The sequence below is a fragment of the uncultured Brachybacterium sp. genome, assembly GCF_947500705.1.
Taxonomy (GTDB): Bacteria; Actinomycetota; Actinomycetes; order Actinomycetales; family Dermabacteraceae; genus Brachybacterium.
Genome location: NZ_CANMSY010000005.1, coordinates 1 through 20,171 on the forward strand (window position 1 = coordinate 1; position 20,171 = coordinate 20,171).

Below are 20,171 nucleotides of genomic sequence, written 5' to 3' on the forward strand. Positions count from 1 at the left end.
TGGTGACTCCACTCGGCCGCGTTGTCGAACAGCGCCTTGTACATGGCCTCGAACTCGCCCTGCTCTCCGGCGGCCTCAGCCGCCTTGGCGGCTTCAACGGAGTTGCCGTGCAAGGGCAGGTAGCGGACCACGAAGGTCACCCGGTCGCCGTATTCGGCACGAATCTCTTCGACCGCGGGATACAGGGATAGACAGGCTTCACATTCGAAGTCGAGGTACTCCACGAAGACGGCCTCGCCACCTTCCGAAAGCCGCGGGCTGTCCTCTCGAACGAGCTGACCCGTCGCGGTTCCCGTGGCCTCCGAGGGTGCCGTCTGATCTTCCTTGGGGTCGAGAAAGATCACGAACCCCGCGAAGACCAGGGCGGCTACGGCGATCAGCCCCAATGTGAGCTTGACACTCCTGCTCATGCGGGTCCTCCTGTGGTCGTCGGCTTTCGCAAATCGTCTCGGACGTGGCTGGGTGACTCCTGCGCAGCGGCGTGGCTGCGTGTCCGGGCGGCGCGCATTCCGTTGGCAATGACGGCCACCTCGGCGACCTCATGGACCAGGACGACCGCAGCGAGACCGAGGACTCCACTCAGTGCGAGGGGGAGGAGCACGACGATGATCAACAGCGACAGGGCAATGTTCTGGGTGATGATGCGCCGTCCACGACGTGCATGGTCGAAGGCGGCCGGGAGGAGGCGCAGGTCGTGCCCGGTGAATGCGATGTCGGCCGACTCAATGGCTGCATCCGAACCGGTGGCGCCCATCGCTATCCCGATGTCCGCGGCGGCCAGTGCTGGGGCGTCGTTGATGCCGTCACCAATCATCGCCACCGGAGCAGTGCGGGAGAGCTCGCTGATCGCGGCAGCTTTATCCTCGGGGCGCAGCGCGGCCCGGACGTCGCTGATCCCGGCCTGGGTTGCGAGGGCTTGCGCGGTGCGCAGGTTGTCTCCGGTGAGCATGGTGATCCCGATGCCTCGGTCGCTGAGGGTGCGGATCACCTCGGGAACTTCCGGCCGCAGCTCATCGCGTACTCCGATCGCCCCGACCGGCTCATGCTCGTGGTGCACGATGACCACGGTCATGCCCTGAGTCTCGAGTTCCTCTACTCGCTCCGCGAGTGCGCCCGATGCCAGCCAGCGCGGGCTTCCGACCGTGATCACGGCTCCGCCCACGACTCCCTGGATTCCCTGACCAGCCAGCTCCGTCACTTCGGTCGCCTTCGGTGCTTCGGGTGCAGCGGCGGTGATCGCGGCTGCCAGCGGGTGGGTACTGTGCTGCTCGAGCGCGGCCGCCCAGGCCACTACCTCGCTTTCGACTGCATCGGCAGTGAGGACGGCGGTGACGGTCGGCTGATTACGAGTCAGGGTGCCTGTCTTATCGAGAGCGACGTGGCGGATGCCGCCAAAGCGTTCGAAGATCGCACCGGACTTGATGACCACCCCGAACTTGCTGGCCGAGCCGATCGCCGCGACCACGGTGATCGGTACGGAAATCGCTAGCGCGCACGGCGATGCGGCGACCAGGACCACCAGTGCGCGGGTGATCCACAACTCCGGATCGCCGAGTATCGATCCGATCAGCGCGACCAAGGTCGCAAGGATCAGCACCCCGGGAACCAAAGGGCGGGCGATGCGGTCGGCGAGACGGGCGCGGTCGCCCTTTTCGGCTTGGGCCTGCTCGACCAGCTCCACGATAGTGGTCAGCGAGTTGTCCGTCCCCGCTGCGGTCGCCTCGACCTCGAGAGCTCCGGCGTTGTTGATCGCCCCTGCCGAAACCGCATCGCCAGGTTCGACCTCGACGGGAATCGACTCCCCGGTGATCGCGGAAGTGTCCAGACTGCTGTGCCCTGAGCGCACAATCCCGTCGGTCGCGATCCGCTCACCGGCGCGCACCAGCATCACCTGACCCGCTGTCAGCTCCCGTGCGGCGATCGAAGTCCACGCACCGTCGATGGAGACGGACGCGGTGTCGGGGACCAGCTTCAACAGGGCCCGCAGCCCGCCACGGGCCCGGTCCATCGCCTTATCCTCCAGCGCTTCGGCGATCGAGTAGAGGAACGCCAGTGCCGCGGCTTCCTCGACGTAGCCCAGGATCACCGCACCGACCGCGCTGATCGTCATCAGCAGACTGATGCCGAGCCTGCCCTTGAGCAGTGCCCGGATCGCGCCGGGCGTGAACGTTGAGGCGCCTAGAAGCAGGCCACTCCAGAAAAACGCAAGGGCGGGTATCTCCGCGCCGGACCACTCACAAAGGAGGCCAGTAAGAAACGCGATCCCGGAGAGCACGGGAAGGAGCACCTCGCGGTCCTTCCACCAGGGCCCGTCACCGTCGTCGTGATCGTCGACGTCGACGCTGTTCACCTGCGGATCCGTCACCGCGCTCACGCGAGAGCCCCCGCATCGCAGCAGCCCGGGACCGGGCAAGCAGGATTGAGGCACACGGCACTCTCATCGACCGCGAGAGTCACCTCGACCAGCGCGTTCAAGGCCGCGGTGAGGTGCGGATCGGAGATTTCATACCGGGTCTGCCGTCCCTCCGGCTCGGCGACCACGATCCCACAGTCCCGTAGACAACTTAGATGGTTCGATACGTTCGACCGCGTCAACTCAAGCTCGCGTGAGAGCACTGCTGGATAGCTCGGAGCCTCCAGAAGTGTCAGCAAGATTCGTGACCGCGTCGGATCTGCCATCGCACGGCCCAGGCGGTTCATGATGTCCAAACGAGAAGCAATAGTCAGCACAGGCTGACCATACAGTAGTCGCTGACCACTATGGAAGATCATGGCCGGAGCCAGGGTTCCCGCACCGGCCTCTCCACTGCTGCCGGTGCGTAACCGTGCATCAGTCCCCGTCAATGCAGGGCAGGACGATCATGTAGGTCACAGCGATAGAGCTAGACCTTCGAGTCGACTGGAAGGTCTAGCCTTCGGTGGTGCGAATCTCCGAGGTCGCAGCCCGGTCGGGTGTTCCCGCGACCACGCTGCGCTACTACGACACCATCGGTCTCATTGGGGCCCGCCGGGAAGCCAACGGGTACCGGTCCTATGACGACACCGTGTTAGAGCGCCTGGCCTTCATCGAGGCGGCCAAAGCCCTGTCACTGCCGCTCACCGAGATCGCGGGCCTGCTGGTCGTGGTCGAGGAGGAAACCTGCACGCAGGTCCGTGAGGCCCTGGCTCCCCGGCTGGCCGACCGCCTCCGAGAGGTCGATGAGCACCTCGCGGCGCTACAGCGGCTGCGGAATCAACTCGACTCTGCGAACCAGCGCGTCACCGCATGCCCGGACAGCGGCGCCGCGTGCCGCAGCGAATGCATCCTCCTAGATGACCGCCACCAGCCCTGTACCTCCCGTGACGCCCACGAAGGAGATCCCCGACTGTGAATCGCCTTGTCTCCTGGTGGGACACCCACCAGATCACCCTGTACCTGGCCGCTATCGCAGCCGGCGCCACACTTGGACTGGCTGCGCCAGGGCTCGCGCCGACGTTGGAGCACTCCATCGAGCCGGTGTTGATGCTGCTGCTGTTCGCCACGTTCCTGAGCGTGCCCCTGATCGAACTCGGCCAGGCATTCCGCGACCGGAGGTTCTTAGGCACCGTGCTCGTGGCGAACTTCGCGATCGTGCCGCTGCTGGCCTGGGCGCTATCACGGTTCGTCGCGGACGACCAAGGGCTCCTGCTCGGCGTGCTTCTGGTGCTGCTGACCCCATGCATCGACTACGTCATCGTCTTCACAGGCCTGGCTGGCGGAGCGCACGCGAAACTGCTGGCAGCAGCGCCCTTGCTGATGCTCCTCCAACTGGCGTTGTTGCCGCTGTACCTGTTCGTTTTCGCGGGCCGCGAGGTCGTCGGCGTGATCGACGTGGCCCCGTTTGTGGAAGCGTTCGTGCTGCTGATCGTGGTGCCGCTGGCCGCGGCGACGGCCGTGCAGGCGCTGGCGCGCCGTCACCAGTCGGGCCGAGCCATCGAAGGCGCAATGGCGCGGGCCATGGTTCCGCTGATGATGATCACCCTCGCGACCGTGATCGGTTCCCAGATCGCTGCGGTCGGCTCGCAGATCGGGACCCTGGCACGCCTCCTCCCCCTCTACACCGGATTCGTCGTTGGGGCTGTTCTCATCGGTGCGGTTGCCTCAAGAGCCACGAGGCTGGATACGCCATCGACGCGGGCGGTGATGTTCTCCGTCTCCACCCGCAACTCCCTGGTCGTCCTTCCCCTCGCACTGGCCCTCCCAGACGCATTTGCGATCGCGCCACTCGCAGTTGTCACCCAGACCCTGGTCGAACTCATCGCCATGGTCATCCTCGTCCGAATCGTGCCCGCAATCGTCCCGGGGACCAAAGAAACGGCCGTCCCGTAACCGACTGCCTCGAACTTGAGCGCTCTGTCCCCGCCGGGACTTTCGTGACAGACCTGCCTGCCATGCAGCGCCGAACACCTCAACAGGACATCCGGAAGACCTACTCCCTGGCCAACCGAGCACCTGCGGCACGAGATCCGAACACCTTCGCGCGAGGGTCGGCCGCGAGAACAATGCTCAACCGAACGATACCGTCCCCCGGCAATGGCTACGGACTGTTGCGCGCCTACCTCGCGACGAGCCGGGACCGGGCGGTCGAGTGAGACCCGGCCCTCAGCATCGCTCCGCGCACGCAGGCGCCGGTCGTGCTGTTCGCGCGTCGGAGACTCAGAGTCATGCTGGGAAGTCCTTCTGAAGGTCGGTCGAGAAGCGTGGCGGAGCATCAGCGGACGAGCCGGACCTCGGCGAGGTCGAGCGTCTCGTCGACGTGGCGGGCACCATCAGGAGTGAAGCCGTTGCGCTCATAGAACCGGCGCGCACGAGGGTTCTCCGCGGCGACCCAGAGCTGAGCAGGAACGTCGGCAGGAAGCACTGCCTCGAGCAGGGCCTGGCCGGCCCCGCTGCCGTGGAGCGCGGAGAGCACATAGAGCGAGTACAGCTCCCGGTCGCGCACCGGTGCATGTGGGCCGATCTGCCGCCCGGTATGCGCGATGGCGAGGCCGATGATCTGCCCAGCGGATTCCGCGACGGTCACGGCAACTCCGCCGTCGAGCCATCGCTGCCAGGTCGCAGCACGCTGCTCGAGCGTGTCGGTCTCCCAGTGCGAGGCCGGAAGCAGCTCGGAGTAGGTCTCGACCCATGAGGTGTGATGCACCGTCGCGCAATTGCGAGCATCGTCTGCGGTGGCGGGACGGATGCTGAAGGCTGGGCGCGGATCGCGCTGCCAGCGCACCCACGCAGCAGCCGTTCCAGGCCACGGGGCGGCGGCCGGGACGAACCCTTCCCGCTCGTAGAAGCGGCCGGCATTCGAGTTCTCCGAGACGTACTCGGTGAGCAGACCGCGCCCCCGCGCCCGTGCCCGATCCTTCGCGGCGGAGATCAGCTCATGCCCGATTCCTGAGCGCTGCTGCGAGGGCAGGACGTAGAGCTTCCATAGGACCAGGTCGTCCCCGAGCTCCGCGACCTCAGCCATGCCCACGACCCCCTGCGCGGTCTCGGCAACGTCGATGTCGCCGGCCTCGATGGCGGCACGGAGAGCATCCGCGCTCCAGTAGGTGTCCAGGGCGTCGAGGACATAGCGGGCGCCCTTGAGCGGCCCGTAGGTGGGAGGCCATGTCGAGAAGCCGATGAAGCGCACCGCGTCGAGGTCCTCAGCGACGGCCCGACGGATCGTGATGCTCATGACCGGCATGTATACCAGCCCCCGCGCTGATCGGCCCAGTCGCCACCTCCTGCGCTCTGCGGCCGTCCCGACGCCGTCTGTCACACCCCTCCCAGAGGCTTCGCATATACGTTCGAAGTCACGACCTGGACACCTTGAGCGCCACCCCTTCGGGGCGTACAGTTCGAACCCCTGTTCGAACATGTGTGCGAGGGGAACGGCGAGAGGCGGAAGGAGGAATCACGATGGGCACAGCACTCCAGATGGAGGATCGCGAGGAGCGTCTGTCCCGGGCTCGGGCGGCGCTGGGGGCGGCTGAGCGCTCCGCCGCGCGCTGGGGCGGGAGGATCGACCGCACCGCCCTGCAGTCGTCGGCGCCCCCTGTCGCAGAGCCCGCTGCGGGACCCGCCGATGACGGCCTCGGCACCCGTCTGCCGGTCCCAGGGCCGCTCGAGTCACTGTTCCCGCGCGGCAGCCTGCGCGCCGGCGGCTCCGTGGCGATCGAGGGTGCCGCGACCACCTCGCTGCTGCTGTCACTCGCGGTCGCCGCGGCGGGGGAGGACTCCTGGTGCGCGATCGCCGGCATGCCCGATCTGGGCCTGCGCTCCGCTCTGGACGCCGGTCTGGATCCCTGCCGCCTCGCCCTCGCCCCGGCGGGCGGCGACCAGCGCCCCCAGGTGCTCTCCGCCCTGGCCGACGGTGTGGGCGTGCTCGTGCTCGGCCCCGACCTGGACCTCGCCCCCGCGCTCTGGCGCAGCCTGCTGAACCGGGCCCGCACCGCCGACACCCTGGTCCTCGCCGCCACTCCGCCCGGCCGCGCCGACCTCACCCTGCGCGCCATCACCCGGGGCTGGGCAGGGCTCGGGACAGGCTCGGGCCGACTGCGCAGGCGCCGCCTCGAGATCATCTCCGACGGGCGGGGGATCACCGGGCAGCGCACCACCGAGGTGCTGCTGCCTCAGGTGCGCGGCATGATCGCCGACGCCCCGCACTCGCAGGGCGCAGAGGCCACGCAGAGCTCCGCACGGAACCGTGCGAGCACGGAGCCGGTGCGTCTGCTGCGCCCGGTGCGGAGGGCGGGCTGATGAGCACACCTGTGATCGCCACCGCGACCCGCACCGTCGCCGTCACCGTCCCGGACTGGCCGCTGCTGGCGGCGCTGGACCGCCACCAGCGTCGCAGCGAGAGCGAGGCGGAGGCTGTGAAAGAGACAGCGAGAAGGGCAGAGACAGGGGAGGCCCCGCCCGTGCTCGATCTCGCCGCCGCTCCGGTGATCCTGCTGGACCAGCACCGCGTCACCCATGCCGGGGCCGCCGCCCAGGCGGCCGGGGTGCTGCCGGGGATGAAACGTCGCGCCGCCCGCGCCGCCTGCCCCGAGGCACTCGTGCTGGAGGCAGACCGAGAGCATGAATCCGCCCTGTTCGAGCTGGTCGCCGCCGCAGTGGATACGATCGCCGCCGGGGTCGACGTGCTGCGTCCCGGGGTGCTGCTGATGTCCGCCCGCGGCCCCGCCCGCCACCGGGGCGGCGAAGGGCCCCTGGCGGAGCAGATCCTTGATGCGGTCGCCGAGCTCACCGGCTGGGACTGCACCGTCGGGATCGCCGACGGCCCTTTCGCCGCGCTGCTCGCCTCCCCGCGCGGGCGGATCGTGCGCGAGGGCCGCAGCGCCGACTACCTCGCCCCGCACCCGATCCAGACCCTGCGCAGCGCGCCCGTCGGCCCCGGCTGGGGACATCGCGGCCAGCCCTCAGCCACCCGCCCGGAGCGCAGGCTGGACCTCGCCGAGACCGTCGACCTGCTGCAGCGGCTCGGCATCACCACTCTCGGGGATCTCGCTGCGCTCCCATCAGCTGCCGTCGCGGATCGCTTCGGGCCCGACGTCGCGACCCTGCACCTGCTGGCCCGCGGCGAGGAGCCCACCCCGCCCGCGGCGCACCATCCCACCCAGCCGATCCTCGCCGAGACCACGCTGGAGACCCCGCTGGTGCGCACCGACCAGGCGGCCTTCATCGCCCGCCCGCTGGCCGAGCAGCTGCACGCGATGCTGGTCGCGAACGGCCTGGTGTGCACCCGGCTGCGGATCGTGGCCCGCACCGAGGGCGGCGAGGAGATGGAGCGCACCTGGCGGCACGACGGGGCGCTCACCGTCGCCGACGTCGTGGACCGCATCCGCTGGCAGTGCGACGGCTGGATCACCCGCGCCCGCCTGGGCGGGCCCGCGACCGGCGCGATCACCCGGATCGGCCTGCACCCGCTGCAGCTGGCCCCGGCCGGGGAGAACGCTCCCGCCCTGTGGGGCAGTGCCGGGGAGGCGACCCAGCGCGCCTCCCGCGCCCTCGCCCGAGCCCAGGGTCTGGCGGGGGAGGATGCGGTGCAGGTCCCCGCCCTCGCCGGCGGACGGCTGCTCGCCGAAGAGGTGACGCTGGTGCCCTGGCGCAGCGAGAAGCCCGCCCGGCGCGGAGGCCCTTGGCCCGGCTCCCTGCCGCGCCCGGTGCCCGCCACCGTGTTCCGCGAGCCGCCCGCGGTGCACCTCGAGGATGCCTCCGGCCGGCCCGTCGTGGTCACCGCCCGCGGACTGCTGAGCGCCCCACCCGCCCAGCTGCTGGTCAGCGCGCCCGGCACCCCGGCCCTGCAGCGGGCGGGACTGCGCGCCGGCTCCGGCTATCCGGTGCTCGGTCACGGCGCCCCCACCGTGATCGACGAGCGCTGGTGGGCGCGGGACGGCCACCGCGCCGCCCGCCTGCAGCTGGTGGTGCGCGGCGCGAGCGCCGAGGAGACCGCGGTGCTGGCGCTGTCCCGCACGGGGGAGTGGACGCTGGAGGGGTTGTATGACTAGGGAGAATCACTGATGGCCCGCTGGTTCCTGGGCCCCCCCGCGTGGAAGGACATCGAGGCGGTCCTCTCGGACCGTCCGGCGGAGCTGGTCTCCCCGCCGGTCGTCATCGAGCACACCGGGAAGGCCTCCGATGACGCGTATCGGCCCGCGCGCGCCGTCGACTATGCGGAGCTGCATGCCCACTCCCACTTCAGCTTCCTCGACGGCGCCTCGAGCCCCGAGGACATGGCCGCGCAGGCCGCGAGGCTGGGGCTCGGCGCGCTCACCCTGGTCGACCATGACGGGCTGCCCGGTGCGGTGCGCTTCGCCAAGGCCGCGGCGGAGGCGGGGATCGCCACCGTCTTCGGGGCCGAGCTGACCCTGGGCCTCGAGCCCGGGGCGGAGGCGGCGAGCGCCACCCCGGTGATCTCCGCGTCACGGACCGGCGTCCCGGACCCGGAGGGGGAGCATCTGCTGGTGCTGGTGCGCGACACGGACGGCTACCGGCAGCTCTCGGCCGCGATCGCCCGCGCCCACCTCGACAGCAGGCAGAAGGCCGCCCCGCGCTACCGGCTCGCCGAGCTCTCCCGGCTCGCCCGCGAGGGGCACTGGCAGATCCTCACCGGCTGCCGGAAGGGCTCGGTGACCCGCGCCGCGGCACCGCACCTGGAGGCCGGGGACCTCGAAGCGGCAGCCCACGCCGCCGCAGAGGCCATCACGCGCCTGCTGGAGCTGTTCGGACCCGGCAACGTCGCCGTCGAGCTGATCGCCGGCGGCGGGGGAGAGGCGGACGAGCTGCACGACGCCCTCGCCCAGGGCGCGCGCCTGGTGCGCGAGAGCCACGGCCTGGACGCGGTCTCCCTGCCGCTGGTGGCGAGCACTAACGCCCACTACGCCCGCCCGGCGGACAAGCGCCTGGCGGACACCCACGCCGCCCTGCGCGCCGGGGTCCCGCTCGCCCAGGCCGACCCCTACCTCTCCTCCCGTCCCGCGCACCTGCGCAGCGGCGAGGAGATGGCCCAGCTGCTGCCCCGCTATCCCGGCGCGATCGCCCACGCCGCGCGGCTGGGCCGGGACTGCGCCCTGGACCTGCGGCTGCTGGCCCCGGATCTGCCGCCCTTCCCGGTGCCGTCGGGGCATGACGAGGCCAGCTGGCTGATGGAGCTGGTGGAGATCGAGGGGCGCGAGCGCTACGGGCCCCGCCCGACGGCGGAGCGTCCCGAGCAGATCCCGGGGGCGTGGGCGCAGATCGACCACGAGCTGAAGGTCATCATCGACCTGCACTTCCCCGGCTACTTCCTGATCGTCCATGAGATCGTCGACTTCTGCGGTGGGGAGGGGATCCTCGCCCAGGGGCGCGGCTCGGCCGCCAACAGTGCGGTCTGCTACGCGCTGGGGATCACCGCGGTCGAACCCGTCGGCCACCACCTGCTGTTCGAGCGGTTCCTGGCGCCGGAGCGGGACGGCCCGCCGGACATCGACATCGACATCGCCTCCGACCGCCGCGAGGAGGTGATCCAGCACGTCTACGACCGCTACGGGCGGGAGAACGCCGCCCAGGTCGCCAACGTCATCACCTACCGGGCCAAGCTCGCGGTGCGCGACGCCGCCCGGGCGCTCGGCTACGACCCCGGCGCACAGGACGCCTTCGCCAAGCGGATCGAACGCTCCTTCTCCTCGCTCGCCGACGCCGACATCCCCGCCGACGTGATCGAGCTCGCCCACCGGCTGCGCGATGCCCCCCGCCACCTGGGCATCCACTCCGGTGGAATGGTGCTCGCGGACCGGCCGGTGATCGAGGTGTGCCCGGTGCAGTGGGCCGCGATGGAGAACCGCTCCGTGCTGCAGTGGGACAAGGAGGACTGCGCCGACGCAGGACTGGTGAAGTTCGACCTGCTGGGGCTGGGGATGCTCACGGCGCTCGACCACGCACTGCAGATCGTCGCCGAGCACCACGGCCAGCACTTCGAGCTGCGCACCCTGCCGCAGGAGGACGAGGCGGTCTACGACATGCTGTGCGAGGGGGACAGCGTGGGCGTGTTCCAGGTGGAGTCCCGCGCCCAGATCTCCACCCTGCCGCGGCTGCGACCCCGGGTGTTCTACGACCTGGTGGTCGAGGTGGCACTGATCCGGCCCGGCCCCATCCAGGGCGGCTCCGTGCACCCCTACATCCGGCGCCGGAACAAGGAGGAGGAGGTCACCTTCCTCCACCCGAGGCTGGAGAAGTCCCTCGGCCGCACGCTCGGGATCCCGCTGTTCCAGGAGCAGCTGATGCAGATGGTGGTCGACGTCGCCGACTTCAGCCCCGCCCAGGCCGATCAGCTGCGCCGGGCGATGGGCTCCAAGCGCTCCACCCAGAAGATGCTCGAGCTCTCCGACGCACTGTTCGAGGGAATGGCCAAGCACGGGATCGTGGGGGAGGACGCCGACGCGGTCCACCGCAAGCTGCTCGCCTTCGCCAACTACGGCTTCCCCGAGTCCCACGCCTACTCCTTCGCCTACCTCGTCTACGCCAGCTCGTACCTGAAGTGCCACTACCCGGCGGCGTTCACCGCGGCGCTGCTGCGCTCCCAGCCGATGGGCTTCTACTCCCCGCAGTCGCTGGTCGCCGATGCTCGCCGCCACGGCGTGCTCACGCGCGGACCCGACGTGCTGCGCAGCCGTGCCCGCACGGATCTGGAGACCGACGAGGAGCATCACGGCTACCGGATCGAGGGCGAGCTCCGCCCCCAGATCCAGGGGGAGGCCGCCGCGGCCGGGCCCGCGATCCGGCTGGGCCTGGACCAGGTGCGCGGGATCAGCACCGAGACTGCGGAGGCGATCACGGGGGAGCGGGAGCGCGGCGGGGCCTTCGTCTCGGTCCCGGATCTCGCCCGACGGGTGCGGCTGACCGCCCGGCAGCTCGAAGCGCTGGCCACCGCCGGGGCGCTGGACGCTCTGGCGAGCTCGCGCCGGCAGGCGCTGTGGGCCGCGGGGGCTGCCGCGCAGGAATCCCCGGGCACCCTGCCGCATCTCGCGATCGGTGCGCAGGCGCCGATGCTGCCGGGGATGAGCGAGGCGGAGCTCGCGACCGCCGATGCCTGGGCCACCGGCATCACCCTGGACGACCATCCGATGGCGCTGCTGCGCGAGCGGCTCACGAAGGACGGGGTGCTCTCGATCGTCGGCACCCGCGAGGCGGAGGACTCCACCCGGATCCGGGTCGCCGGGGTGATCACCCATCGCCAGCGCCCGGCGACAGCCGGGAACGTCACCTTCCTCAGCCTCGAGGACGAGACCGGGATCCTCAACGTGGTCTGCTCCCAGGGTTTCTGGGTGCGCCACCGGGCGCTGCTGCGCACCGCCCGGTCGGTCGTGCTGCGCGGCATCGTGGAGAACCGCACCGCGGCGGTGAGCCTGCTCGCCGACGACGTCACCGCCCTGGACCTGGCCGCGGCGGGAAGGTCCAGGGACTTCCAGTGACTCAGGCTGCCGCCGGGACCGCCCCCGCGCCCACCCGCACGGAGCGCCGCGCGAAACGGGCCCTGCGCGAGGCCACCAGTGTCAGCAGCAGCGAGACCGCCGCCCACGCAACGATTGCCAGCAGGGTGCTCGAGGTGCTCACCAGCGATCCGCCGAGCGCCGCATGGACCAGGCCCTGGGTGACGATCGACAGCGGCATCAGCGAGCCGATCGACTGCAGCAGCTCCGGGGCGGTCTGCACCGGCACGATCCCCACCAGCGTCACCACCTGCAGCACCATCAGCACGACCGAGGAGATCCGGCCGATCCGGTCGCCCAGGAGCGTCAGCAGCATCTGGTGCAGCGCGGCGAACATGACCGCCCCGGCGAAGGCCACCAGGCCCACCGACAGCGGGGATAGCGGCGAGATGCCGATGGCGGTGAGCACCGCCAGCACCGCGATGGTCTGCACCACCGCGATCAGCAGCGCCGGTGCCAGCGAGCGCAGCACCACCTGCCACATCGGCAGCGCCCGGTCCAGCAGGCTGCGCCGCAGCGCGGGCAGCAGCAGGAAGGTGCCGAAGGCGCCCAGCCACAGCGCGAGCGCGGTGACGAAGGGGAAGGTGGCGGTGTCCGCGCCGTTCGCCTCATTCTGCCGCTCCGCCTCGGTGCCGACGGGAGCGGCGGCCATCTCACCCATCCGGGTGCGCTCGCTCTCGGTGTACGAGGGCACGGAATCCGCACCCTCGCGCAGACCGCCGGCCAGCTCCTCGGTGCCCTCGGCGAGACCGGTGGTGCCCTCGGCCAGCTCCTCGGTGCCGTCCGCGAGCTCCCCGGAGCCGTCGGCCAGCTGCTGACTGCCCTGCGCCAGCTGCTGCGCGCCGGTGCCGAGCTCGGTCGCACCCTCGGCCAGCTGATCGGTGCCATCGGCCAGCGCTCCGGCACCGTCGGCGCTGGTCCGGGCGCCGGTGGCGAGCTGTGAAGCGCCCTCGGCGAGCTGATCGACGCCGTCGGCGTACTGCACCAGCCCGTCATGCAGGCCGCTCACCCCGCTCACCAGCTCCCCGGCGCCGTCAGCGCTGGTACGGGCACCGGTCGCGAGCTGCTGGGCCGCGGTGGTGAGACCGGGGTTCTCGGCGGTGCCGTCCCCGTCGAAGACGGTCCCGATGCCCTGGGCGTAGGTCGCCACGCCCTCGGTGCCCTGGACCAGTCCCGGCTGCTCCTCGGTGCCGTTGAGGCCATCGGCGATCTGCTGGACGCCGCCCGCAGCGGTGCTCGCGCCATCGCCCACGCTCTGCGCGGTGGCGGTCAGGCCGGGGTTCTCGGCGGTGCCGTCGCCGTTCACGATGGTGTCGAGACCGCTGGCGGCCTCGCCCACCCCGGCGACATAGCCGGTCATCCCTCCAGCCTGCTGGCACAGGCCCTGGGCCTCAGGATCATCGGGGTAGCGCTCGGCGAAGCTGCACGCGGACTCCAGCATGGAGTCGGACAGTGCGCTCATGCCGGGATTCTCCGCAGTGCCGTCGCCCTCCACGAGCCCGTCGATGCCGCCGGCGACCTCCTCCACGGACTCGGAATAGGTGACCACGCCCTGCGCCCCCTGGGCGAGGCCCGGCTGCTCGGGGGTGCCGGCGAGCCCGTCGGCCGCCTGCTGCGCGCCCTGGCCGAGCTCCGCGGTGCCCTCCGCGACGCTCTGTGCAGTGGGGACCAGGCCGGGGTTCTCGGCGGTGCCGTCGCCCGTGACCGCAGTCCCGACCTGGGAGACGCCGTCCGCGAACTGCTCGATGCCGGTGGCGAGCTGATCGGCGCCGGCCTCGAGGCCCGGGTTCTCCGGGGTGCCGTCGCCTTCCACGCCGGCGGCGAGCAGGGAGGCGCCATCGAGCAGACCCGGCTGACCGTCGGCGCCGTTCATCCCCTCTTGCAGTCCGAGGACTCCCTCGGCGAGATCCTCGCTGCCCGTGGCCAGCTCATCGAGGCCGTCGGCGAGCGTGCGGGTCCCGTCGGCCGCCTGCCAGGTGCCATCGGCGAAGGTCCACACCCCGCCGGAGAACTCCTGCGCGCCCTCGGCCGCCTCCTCGCTGCCGTCGGCGAGGGTGCGGGTGCCCTCGGCGAGCTCCTGGGTGCCCTCGTCGAGATCGTTCGTGCCCTCGGACAGCTCTTCTGCACCGTCGGCGGCGTCGCTGAAGCCCTTGCCGAGGTCGTTGAAGCCGAGGTAGAGGCCATCGAGGTACTGCTGCGCCATCTGCCCGCCCATGGTGGAGGCGGAGGCCTCGGCGACAGCGGTGCCCACCAGGGCGTTGATCTGGCCGCTGGCATCGTTGGTGGTGACCTCGAGAATCGCCTGGGTGGCCTCGGGGGTGCCGATCGTCGCCAGATCCTGCGAGAAGTTCTCGGGGATCACGACCACGGCGGAGTAGGTGCCGTCCTTCAGACCCTGCTCGGCGTCGTCCTGGCTGGTCAGCTGCCAGTCGAAGCCGGTGGTCTCCGGGGTGTCCTGCCCCTCGACGGTGCCAGGCTGGGTCAGCGCTCCCGCCAGCAGCCGACCGAAGGGAACGGTCTGGACCTCGCCGTCGGCGTCCTCGATCTCCGCGCCCGCATCGAGGTTCACGACCGCGGCGGGCACCGTGTCCAGGCGGTCCACGCGCCCGCTGAGCGCCCACATGCCCAGCGCCGCCACCAGCAGGGGCAGCACCAGGACGACGATCAGCGTGCGGGGGTGCGTCAGGCGGTTCATGCGAGGGCTCCTTCGGGGGACGGCGCAGCATCGGTGGACGGCGCAGCGTCAGGGGACGGCGCGGGGGAGCGTTGGACGGACAGGGCGAGCAGCCGGCGAGGATCGCGCAGGCTTCCCAGCAGGCGACGTTCGGCGTCGACGGGATGGTCGGCGCGCGAGCCGACGATCACCGTGGCGCCCTTCTCCAGCAGCGCGTCGAGGCGCTCGATGAGGGTGTCGTCGTTCACCGTGGCGGCGTGGGCGAGGTCCTCGATCTGTTCGATGACGATCACCGCCCGGCCGATGCCGCGGCCATCGATCTCGGAGAGTCGGGACGCGACCGGTGCGCCGGCGCCGATCCAGTGGGCACGGCCCTGGATCGCCCCGAGGTCGTCGGGGGCCAGGCGGTCGTGGACGGCGAGGATGCCGGAGGCCGGGGTGTGGCGGCCTGCGGCGAGCGCGAGGAAGGTCGCGCGCGCGGCGTCATCGGGTGCGCGCACCACCAGCAGGGTTCCCGGAGCGATGGAGCCGGTGAGCGGCCCCACGGTGCCGGAGGCGCCGAGCAGCGGCGCGACGACCTGGTCCAGGCGCAGCGCGTTCTCTCCGTTCTCCTCGGTCCAGCGACGGTGCTCGAGCACCGCGGCCAGCCCCTCACCCTCGACATCCACCGTCGGCAGCGCCCGGGACAGCCATCCCGGCAACCACCAGGCGTGCCGGCCCAGCAGCGCGAGCACCGCGGGCACGAAGGTCATCCGCACCACGAAGGCATCGACCAGCACTCCGACCGCGAGCGCCACGGCGATCGGCTGCAGCATGAACCAGCCGGAGGTCACGAAGCCGGCGAACACGGCGACCATGATCAGCGCCGCGGCGGTGACCACCGGGGCGTTGGCGGTGAATCCGCGTTCGATCGCGCCGCGGGCATCGCCGGTGTGCACGAACTCCTCGCGCATGCGGGAGACCAGGAAGACCTCGTAGTCCATGGCCAGGCCGAAGAGCACGCCCATCACCATGATCGGCATGAAGGAGACGACCGGGCCGTTGACGTCGACGAACAGCGGACCGTTGAACCACCCGTACTCGAACACCATCGAGGTCACGCCGAACGCCGCGGCGACCGAGAACAGATAGCCGACGGATGCCTTGAGGGGCACCCAGATGGAGCGGAACACCAGCGCCAGCAGGATGAGGGAGAGGCCCACCACGAACAGCGCGAAGGGCAGCAGGGCGTCGGAGAGCTTGTCGGTGACGTCGATGCCGACCGCGGTCGCGCCGGTGACGGTGACGTCGGAGATCGACAGCTCGTCCTCCCAGCCGTCGGCGCTGCCGCGCAGCGCGGCGACCAGGTCCTTGGTGGACTGGTCGGTGGGTCCGCCCTCGGGGATCACGATCACCACGGCCAGGTCGGCGCCCCGGTTGGGGGTCGCCATCTGGATCTCCTTGACATGGTCGAGGGAGGCGATGTCGCTCTCCAGCTCGTCGACCACGCCGAGTGGATCAGTGGTGTTGATGATGTCGGCGGTGACCAGCAGGGGACCGTTGTAGCCGGGGCCGAACTCCTCGGCGACCAGGTCGTAGGTGTCCCGGGCGGAGGTGCCCTGCGGCTCGGTGCCGAGGTCCGGCAGCGCCAGCTCGAGGTCCTTGATCGGGATGGCGAGGGCGCCGACGCCGATGATCACCAGCAGGATCGTCAGCGCAGGCACCTTGGTGACCAGGCGCACCCAGGTGCGGCCGAAGCTGCGACGGGGCCGTGCCTCCGGATCCGGGGCCGGCAGCCTGCCGCCGTGCTCCGCCATCCGTCGACGGATCTTGCGGGGGCGCAGCCGCTCACCGAGGATCCCCATCATCGCCGGGAGCATGGTGAGCGCGACGACCACGGACAGGGCGACAGTGGCCGCGGCGGCGACGCCCATCACCGTGAGGAAGGGGATGCCGGTGATGAACAGTCCCACCAGCGCGACGATCACGGTCATGCCGGCGAAGATCACTGCGCTGCCGGAGGTGGCCAGCGCCTTGCCGATCGATTCGAGGACGTCATCGCCCTGGCTGAGCTGGTCGCGGTGGCGCGAGAGGATGAACAGCGCATAGTCGATGCCGACGGCGAGGCCGAGCATCGCGCCGAGCGCGGTGGTCACCGAGGGGATCTCGACCCCGGCCGAGAGTGCGACCAGGGCGAGCATCGAGACGCCCACGCCGACGATCGCGGTGATGATCGGGATGACCGCAGGGATCAGCGAGCGGAACACGATCGCGAGGATCAGCAGCGCGACGATGACGCCGATCACCTCACCGGCGCCGAAGGGGATCTCCGCGCTCTGGAGCACCTGCCCGCCGATATGGGTGCCGAGCGAGGGGGTCTCCGCCTCCTCGACCAGCTGCGTGATCTCGGCGATGGACTCTGCGGGGTACTCCCCGTCGTACGGTGCCATCTGGAACTGGGCGATGATCGCGGTGTCGTCCTCGGTGCGCGTACCGGGGGCGAGGTCATCGAAGGGTGAAGGCGCCGCCGCGACGCCGTCGACGGCGGCGATCTCGCCCATCAGCGCCTCGATCTCGTCCTGATGCTCATCGACCGTGACGCCGTCGGGGGTCACCAGCACCACCTGGCCGGCGGTGCCGCCCAGCTCCGGGAACCGCTGGGCGAGAGCATCGATGCCGCGCTGCCCCTCGGTGCCGGGGATCTCGATGTCGGTGGCGAAGGTGCCGCCGAGGCCGACGGCGAGGCCGCCCACGATCAGCAGCAGTGCGATCCAGGCGCCGACGATCTTCCAGCGCAGGGAGGCCATCAGACGACCGAGGCGGTACAGGGACGAGGACACGAGACCTCCAGGACGGCACGAGCAGGGGGAGACGTCGGGCCCCACTGGAGACGCCCACGCATTCGATACACGAACGTATCGGTGCGATAGTATCGGCTGGTCCGCACGGACTTCAACGCCAGCTGCGCATTGCCGGGGTGAGAGTCATCCCACCCCAGCCCGCCCCCAGCGGCCCCACCGCACCCCCACGAGGAGCCATGAGCGATCTGTTCGAGCCGCTGCCTGAGTCCGCCGGCACCCGGCGCCGGGAGAACACGCGCGCCAAGCTCGTGCGGGCCTCGCTCGAGGTCTTCGTCGAGAAAGGTGTCGACGGTGCGACGGTCGACGATCTCGCCAAGGCGGCCGGGTTCACCCGCGGAGCCTTCTACTCGAACTTCTCCACCAAGGAGGAGGTCTTCACCGCTCTGTTCGACGAGGTGACCGCAGAGCTCATCGGCATCGCGAACAGCTCCGTCGAGGACGCGGTGGCCCAGGCCTCCGCTCAGAACTCCCGGCGACTGCCCGACCTCGACGATGCCGGCGTGATGCTCGCGGTGTTCGAGGGGATCCGACCCTTCGGCCGCCAGTGGTATCTGCTCTATTCCGATGCGATCGCGCACTCCCTGCGGGACGAGCAGATGCGGGTGGAGCTCGCCGTGCAGCGTGAGCGGCTGCGAGACGAGATCGGGGCCATGCTCTCGCTGCGGCTGGAGGCGTCCGGGGCCCGCGCACTGCTGGCACCGGAGGACCTCGCGCAGCTGCTGATCGGCATCTTCATCGACCTCATGCTGCGCGAGCACATGGAGCAGCGGGACGTCACCGAGCTTGCTGCGACCACCATCCTGGGCACGCTGCAGGCCTTCATAGCGCCGCGCGCGGACTGAGCACCGCGAGCGAGCGAGGGTCCCAGTTCGGGGTGGTCTGACCGTTTCGCCGCGACACGCCGGGTTCAGCAGCGACGGCTCCCCCGGGGAGCGGTTCCGCGTACGGTGGCCGCGGTGTGACGCTCGTCGCACGGTCTTTCCCTGCTTTCCCAGCTTCCCCAGCTTCCCTGCTTCCCCAGGAGACGCCATGTCGTCCTATCGACCCCGTCATCTCACCCCTCCTCCCGTTCCCACCGAGCCCGTCGGTGCCTCACGCCGGTCCGTGCTCCGCGGCGGAGTCCTCGGCGCCGCGGCCCTCAGCACTGGAGCAGCCGCGCTCGCGGCCCCGGCCGCGAATGCGGCCGGCATCTACGGCCAGGACGTCTCCGGCTGGCAGGGAGAGGTCGACTGGGCCGCCCAGGCCGAGCTCGGCTCCCGTTTCGCCTATGTGAAGGCCACCGAGGGTCGCAGCTATCGCAGTCCAGCCTTCGACCACCAGTACTCCGGTGCCGGGAATGCGGGTCTCGTACGCGGCGGCTACCACTTCGCCCGCCCCGACTCCGGCGGCCCCGAGGAGCAGGCGGACTTCTTCCTCAACAACGGCGGCGGCTGGAGCGAGGACGGCATCACCCTGCCCGGCATGGTCGACTTCGAGGGATATCACGGCCTGCCCCGGGACTACGGACTCTCCCAGCAGGAGATGCGCGACTGGATCGTCGGCTTCTCGAACCACTACCGCGAGCAGACCGGCCGGCGCCCGGTGATCTACACGAACCTGCACTGGTGGAACGACGTGGTGGGGGACTGGACCCCGAAGAACTCGCCGCTCTTCCTCGCCTCCTACAGCTCCTGCCGCCCCAGCACCCTGCCGGGACGCTGGTGGGGCTGGGAGATGTGGCAGTACTCGGAGTCCGGCCCGTTCGCCGGGGATTCGAACCTCTGGCATGGCAGCGAGGAGCAGTTCGCGCGCTTCGTCGGCGAATACGACTACGGCGCCGACGGCATCTGAGCCGACGGCAGCTGAGCGATACGTCGCACCGGACGGGCCGGGCCCTGACCTCATGGTCTCGGCCCGGCCCGCTGTGTACCCTGCCCCGGTGACTCAAGAACACAGCCCCCGCACACCGTCTCCCGCCCAGCACTCTGGAAGCCCGGCCGGCGCCGTCTACGCCGACCGGGGCAGCTCTCACTTCGACATACTCCTCGCCGCCATGGTCACCGTGGTCGTGCTCTCAGGGATCGGAGCTGCCAAAGGCGTCAGCTTCGGAAACATCCCCGGCACCGGCTTCGAGATCATCACCGATGGCGGCTTCTTCCTCTTCCCCCTCGCCTATGTGCTCGGCGACATCATCACCGAGCTGTACGGCGCCCGCAGCGCTCGCCGCGCGATCATCACCTCCTTCGCCGTCAGCATCCTCGCCTCGATCAGCTATCAGGTGATCATCGCGCTGCCCCCGTTCCCCGACGAGTACGGCCTGGCCAAGCAGGAGGCGCTCGAGCTCGCGCTCGGACCGGTGTGGATCGTGGTGCTCGCCGGGCTCGCAGGCTTCCTCGCCGGGCAGAGCCTGAACTCGTTCGTGGTCACTCGCATGAAGCAGCGGATGGGGGAGCGGGGCCTGATCGCCCGGCTGTTCACGTCCTCCGGCCTCGGCGAGCTCGTGGACACGATCATCTTCTGCTCGATCGCGTCGGTCGCGATCGGCATCACGACCTTCGAGCAGTGGGCCGAGTACACGATCCTCGGTGTCGTGTACAAGGTCGCCGTCCAGTACGCGATGATCCCGGTGACCGCCGCGGTGATCCGTTGGTTGAAGCGCACCGACCCCAGCTACCAGCGACGGCTGGCCGAGGCGCAGGAGTCCGCTGCCTGAG

At 70.5% G+C, this 20,171-nt stretch carries 14 protein-coding genes; 8 read left to right on the plus strand and 6 right to left on the minus strand.

Features of this window, described 5'->3' with window-relative positions; genetic code table 11:
* The 3 genes from Q0937_RS10135 to Q0937_RS10145 all read right to left on the minus strand — a co-directional run.
* On the minus strand, window positions 1–410 hold a 410-nt coding region (locus Q0937_RS10135; protein WP_299303209.1), incomplete at its 3' end, for a thioredoxin domain-containing protein.
* Window positions 407–2,413: a cation-translocating P-type ATPase gene (locus Q0937_RS10140; protein WP_239376759.1), complete on the minus strand. Its 2,007-nt coding sequence runs from the start codon at window positions 2,411–2,413 to the stop codon at window positions 407–409. The genes Q0937_RS10140 and Q0937_RS10135, both read right to left, overlap by 4 nt.
* Window positions 2,371–2,730: a helix-turn-helix transcriptional regulator gene (locus Q0937_RS10145; protein ID WP_103384713.1), complete on the minus strand. Its 360-nt coding sequence runs from the start codon at window positions 2,728–2,730 to the stop codon at window positions 2,371–2,373. Before Q0937_RS10145 ends, Q0937_RS10140 begins: the two co-directional genes overlap by 43 nt.
* Before the next feature lie 191 nt (window positions 2,731–2,921).
* On the opposite strand from Q0937_RS10145, the gene Q0937_RS10150 reads away from it, so the two are divergent.
* A complete protein-coding gene (locus tag Q0937_RS10150) occupies window positions 2,922–3,371 on the plus strand; it encodes a MerR family transcriptional regulator (RefSeq protein WP_103384714.1) in 450 nt (149 codons plus the stop codon).
* The gene (locus tag Q0937_RS10155) at window positions 3,368–4,348 is read left to right on the plus strand and encodes an arsenic resistance protein (RefSeq protein WP_239376756.1); all 981 of its coding nucleotides are present in this window, start codon (window positions 3,368–3,370) and stop codon (window positions 4,346–4,348) included. The genes Q0937_RS10150 and Q0937_RS10155 overlap by 4 nt, the downstream gene beginning before the upstream one ends.
* Window positions 4,349–4,730: 382 nt before the next feature.
* Here the strand turns inward: Q0937_RS10155 and Q0937_RS18020 are convergent, their stop codons facing one another.
* A complete protein-coding gene (locus Q0937_RS18020; RefSeq protein ID WP_363323222.1) occupies window positions 4,731–5,690 on the minus strand; it encodes a GNAT family N-acetyltransferase in 960 nt (319 codons plus the stop codon).
* Between the two features lie 224 nt (window positions 5,691–5,914).
* Between Q0937_RS18020 and Q0937_RS10170 the strand changes: the two genes are divergently transcribed.
* From Q0937_RS10170 to Q0937_RS10180, 3 genes are read left to right on the plus strand one after another with little or no spacing between them, the layout of a single operon-like run.
* Entirely contained in the window at window positions 5,915–6,754 is an 840-nt protein-coding gene (locus Q0937_RS10170) for a hypothetical protein (protein WP_299303218.1), read from the plus strand.
* Window positions 6,754–8,505, plus strand: a complete 1,752-nt coding sequence (locus Q0937_RS10175; RefSeq protein WP_299303220.1) for a DNA polymerase Y family protein — start codon at window positions 6,754–6,756, stop codon at window positions 8,503–8,505. The genes Q0937_RS10170 and Q0937_RS10175 overlap by 1 nt, the downstream gene beginning before the upstream one ends.
* 12 nt (window positions 8,506–8,517) lie before the next feature.
* A complete protein-coding gene (locus Q0937_RS10180; protein WP_299303222.1) occupies window positions 8,518–11,946 on the plus strand; it encodes an error-prone DNA polymerase in 3,429 nt (1,142 codons plus the stop codon).
* Between the two features lies 1 nt (window position 11,947).
* On the opposite strand, the gene Q0937_RS10185 is transcribed toward Q0937_RS10180, so the two are convergent.
* Together Q0937_RS10185 and Q0937_RS10190 are read right to left on the minus strand one after the other, a co-directional pair.
* Window positions 11,948–14,659, minus strand: a complete 2,712-nt coding sequence (locus tag Q0937_RS10185) for a YhgE/Pip domain-containing protein (RefSeq protein WP_299303224.1) — start codon at window positions 14,657–14,659, stop codon at window positions 11,948–11,950.
* On the minus strand, window positions 14,656–17,457 hold the full coding sequence (locus Q0937_RS10190) for an MMPL family transporter (RefSeq protein WP_299303226.1): 2,802 nt from the start codon (window positions 17,455–17,457) through the stop codon (window positions 14,656–14,658). The genes Q0937_RS10185 and Q0937_RS10190 overlap by 4 nt, the downstream gene beginning before the upstream one ends.
* A 197-nt stretch (window positions 17,458–17,654) precedes the next feature.
* On the opposite strand from Q0937_RS10190, the gene Q0937_RS10195 reads away from it, so the two are divergent.
* The 3 genes from Q0937_RS10195 to Q0937_RS10205 all read left to right on the plus strand — a co-directional run bounded on the left by Q0937_RS10195 (window position 17,655) and on the right by Q0937_RS10205 (window position 20,170).
* A complete protein-coding gene (locus tag Q0937_RS10195; RefSeq protein ID WP_299303228.1) occupies window positions 17,655–18,320 on the plus strand; it encodes a TetR/AcrR family transcriptional regulator in 666 nt (221 codons plus the stop codon).
* Window positions 18,321–18,507: 187 nt separating this feature from the next.
* Window positions 18,508–19,308, plus strand: a complete 801-nt coding sequence (locus tag Q0937_RS10200) for a GH25 family lysozyme (protein WP_299303229.1) — start codon at window positions 18,508–18,510, stop codon at window positions 19,306–19,308.
* 88 nt (window positions 19,309–19,396) lie between these two features.
* Window positions 19,397–20,170, plus strand: a complete 774-nt coding sequence (locus Q0937_RS10205) for a queuosine precursor transporter (RefSeq protein ID WP_299303231.1) — start codon at window positions 19,397–19,399, stop codon at window positions 20,168–20,170.
* Window position 20,171: the final 1 nt, after the last annotated feature.

Bases quoted from the DNA above. Each gene is read 5' to 3' on its own strand.
- Q0937_RS18020 (WP_363323222.1), bottom strand. From the start codon at position 5,690: ATGAGCATCACGATCCGTCGGGCCGTCGCTGAGGACCTCGACGCGGTG.
- Q0937_RS10170 (WP_299303218.1), top strand. From the start codon at position 5,915: ATGGGCACAGCACTCCAGATGGAGGATCGCGAGGAGCGTCTGTCCCGG.
- Q0937_RS10175 (WP_299303220.1), top strand. From the start codon at position 6,754: ATGAGCACACCTGTGATCGCCACCGCGACCCGCACCGTCGCCGTCACC.
- Q0937_RS10180 (WP_299303222.1), top strand. From the start codon at position 8,518: ATGGCCCGCTGGTTCCTGGGCCCCCCCGCGTGGAAGGACATCGAGGCG.
- Q0937_RS10185 (WP_299303224.1), bottom strand. From the start codon at position 14,659: ATGAACCGCCTGACGCACCCCCGCACGCTGATCGTCGTCCTGGTGCTG.
- Q0937_RS10195 (WP_299303228.1), top strand. From the start codon at position 17,655: ATGAGCGATCTGTTCGAGCCGCTGCCTGAGTCCGCCGGCACCCGGCGC.
- Q0937_RS10200 (WP_299303229.1), top strand. From the start codon at position 18,508: ATGTCGTCCTATCGACCCCGTCATCTCACCCCTCCTCCCGTTCCCACC.